The organism is Mesobacillus sp., from assembly GCF_047739415.1.
Classification (GTDB): Bacteria; Bacillota; Bacilli; order Bacillales; family Cytobacillaceae; genus Mesobacillus.
In genome coordinates, this window is the sequence record NZ_JBIQOE010000248.1 from 1 (window position 1) to 3,084 (window position 3,084).

4 protein-coding genes are annotated in these 3,084 nt (G+C 40.7%); all 4 read left to right on the plus strand.

Features of this window, described 5'->3' with window-relative positions; translation table 11 throughout:
- A partial coding sequence (locus tag ACH0QE_RS19320) for an AMP-binding enzyme (RefSeq protein ID WP_415802116.1) occupies window positions 1–525 on the plus strand: 525 nt, incomplete at its 5' end.
- Window positions 526–706: 181 nt separating this feature from the next.
- The gene (locus tag ACH0QE_RS19325) at window positions 707–1,276 is read left to right on the plus strand and encodes a GNAT family N-acetyltransferase (protein WP_415802117.1); all 570 of its coding nucleotides are present in this window, start codon (window positions 707–709) and stop codon (window positions 1,274–1,276) included.
- Window positions 1,269–2,363, plus strand: coding sequence for a threonine aldolase family protein (locus ACH0QE_RS19330; RefSeq protein ID WP_415802118.1), 1,095 nt, complete (start codon window positions 1,269–1,271; stop codon window positions 2,361–2,363). Before ACH0QE_RS19325 ends, ACH0QE_RS19330 begins: the two co-directional genes overlap by 8 nt.
- Before the next feature lie 172 nt (window positions 2,364–2,535).
- Window positions 2,536–2,805 carry a hypothetical protein gene (locus tag ACH0QE_RS19335; RefSeq protein WP_415802119.1) on the plus strand — a complete coding sequence of 90 codons (270 nt, stop codon included), beginning with the start codon at window positions 2,536–2,538 and terminating at the stop codon, window positions 2,803–2,805.
- The last annotated feature ends 279 nt before the right edge of the window (window positions 2,806–3,084 follow it).

Below are 3,084 nucleotides of genomic sequence, written 5' to 3' on the forward strand. Positions count from 1 at the left end.
AAGCCAGGCACGATGGAGGAAGTTCCAAGAGGAGTTCAGGGTGAACTATGCACACGTGGCTACCATGTCATGGACGGATATTATAAAAATCCTGACGCAACGAGGGAAGCGATCGATGCAGAAGGCTGGCTCCACACAGGAGACCTGGCGGTAATGGATGAAAACGGCTATTGCCGTGTAACCGGCAGACTAAAGGATATGATCATAAGAGGCGGGGAAAACATCTATCCGCGGGAAATCGAAGAATTCCTTTACAGACATCCGAAAGTCCTTGATGTCCAGGTTGTAGGCATCCCCGACAGTGTGTATGGCGAGGAAGTCATGGCATGGATCATTTTAAAAGATGGAGAATCTGCCACAGCGGAAGAAATCAAAGAATATTGCAAAGGGAAGATTTCGAAGCATAAAATTCCGAGATATATAGAATTCACTGAAAGCTATCCAATGACCGCTTCAGGAAAAATTCAAAAGTTCAAGCTCAGAGAACAGGCGATGGAAGCTGTAGAAGAGCTAAAAAGAGTATAAAAGTTAGAGGATGGATTCATGTGATTCCATCCTTTTTTATTCGCGAATTCTATTGATCACTGAGATTCAAGGAATAAAAATAGTCCTAGTATGTTCACTCTCTATTGAACTTATCCTTCGCTATACAAATTAACGCTAAATGTCTAAAATAAACTAAAAGGTTTATTATGGAGGAACATGAATGCTCATTAGAGGAAAAGATTTCAATATTAAGAGTTTGAATTATACAATCCGATCAGCAGTCGATGAGGATGCAGCGGCTTTGTCTGAATTAAGACTGCAAATCGATGGGGAAACTGAAAATCTCGATAGAGAACCAGGAGAGGCATTTATTGATCAGAAGGGCTTTCAATCTATTATAAAAGCGGACACGGAGAATGCTAGAAACATATTTTTGGTTGCAGAAACGAATGGAAGGCTTATCGGTTTTTCAAGGTGTGCTGGAACTAATTTGAAGAGGTTCAGGCATAAGGTAGAGTTCGGGGTAGGTGTTTTAGAAGAATTTTGGGGCTATGGGATCGGCAAAAACCTGTTGCAGGAGTCGATTTCCTGGGCAGACGAGAATGGGATTATGAAAATGACCCTCAATGTGATGGAGTCCAATGAAAATGCCCTGAGACTTTATGAAAAGCTTGGATTTGAAGTCGAGGGCATCCTGAAGGATGACAAACTGCTTTCTGATGGGAATTTCTATAATATGATTGTGATGGGGCGGATAAATAAACAGAATAGGGGGAGTGACAATGATTAGTGCCTTACAGGAAGCTTTTAATAAATCGACATATCAATTGCCAGGCCATGGCAGACGAAACGTTCAAGTCCTAAAGGAAGCTTTTGAAAATATCGACGGACAGGTTGATAGTGATATTTACGGAACTGGAAAGGTTATTGAAGACTTTCAGGATAAAATCGCAGCTTTTCTGGGCAAGGAGAAGGCAGTTTTCTTTCCGAGCGGGACGATGGCCCAGCAAATCGCATTGCGTATATGGTGTGATGAAAAAAGATTGCAAAAAGTAGCATACCATCCGTTAAGTCACCTGGAAATTCACGAGGAGGATGGGCTAAAGGAATTACATAATATCAAGACAGTTTTGCTTGCAGACGAAAAACGTGTTATCGAGCTTGATGATGTTGTCTCCATGGAGGAAGATGTTGCTTGCCTTTTACTTGAATTGCCGCAAAGGGAAATAGGCGGGCAACTGCCTAGCTACGAAACTCTAGTAGCGATTTCAAAATATTGCCGAAAGAATGGCATTAAGCTGCACCTTGATGGAGCCAGACTCTTGGAAGTGTTACCCTTTTATGAGAAGACTGCTTCTGAAGTGTGCGAGCTTTTTGATAGTGTTTATCTCTCTTTTTACAAGGGAATTGGAGGGATTGCCGGTGCAATCCTTGCGGGCGAGGAACCGTTCATTTCTGAATCAAAGGTCTGGAAAAGGAGGTATGGCGGCGATTTGATAAGCCTGTACCCATATATTATTTCAGCAGACCATTATTTCAATCAGAAATCCCATAAAATGGCGGAGTATTATGAAAATGCAAAGGAGCTTGCGGTTTTCTTTAATACTTGTTATCACGTATCCACACTGCCTGAAATTCCAGTTTCGAACATGTTTCATGTCCATTTTCCTCATTCTAAAGAGGAAATAGAACCAGTTCTGGTAGAAGTGATACGCGAAACAGGAGTGGGGATCATGAACAACCTGAAGGCAACTGGAGAATCTTCATGTTATTTTGAAGTGAGCATTGGGGACCGCTATCAGGAAGTTCCAAAAGCAGCTGTGAAAAATGCATTTCTGCAGCTGGATAGATTGATGAAAAACAAATTTTCTTTTTGAGTGTATTTAATTTTGCAAATAATTAGCACCTTATTGACGAATTTAAGAACATCATTATGAAGATTTTGTTACAACTGATCTAGCTTTATATTAATTAATACCATATCTCCCTATAATATAGTGTATACACCTGAACTTGTATGAGGGTTTAGGATTTTGGAGGTATGGTCGTATGAAATGGCTATGGGTTTTATTGCTGTCGATCATAAGTGGTTTATTCCTTATTAAAGGGATTGAGCTCTGGTCGGTCATTGACCATGTGGATGGGGATGGCATCGGTATAACATTTCTAGGCTTTAGCATAAACGAAAGAGTTTTGAATGAAAGTATATCAGGGTATGCGCTTGGATTTACAATTGCATCAATCATTCCATTCCTGGTAGCAGCAAATATTGCACTTAGGGTTAAAATGAAAAAGAATTTAAATGCTGAAAAGATATAGATAAGTCAGGCTCAAAGAAGCTTGGCTTATTTTTTTACCGTTTAGGAAATTATGAAAATTATTTAGTTGTGGATTAATACATGTAGTATTCTTAATCTAGCTCCAGCGCCTAGCCCCTCGAGTCGCTTCGGTCCGCCCAATGAAGTCAAAGAACGACTTCACTGGTCGGCCCTCCAGCGCTTGTCGGGGCTAAACAAGGCGCTTGCGCTTTTTGTTCTGACAGAAGATGTTACTTCCAGAAAAGGACGGGAATTATAGTAAAAAACATCGGTTGGAGGA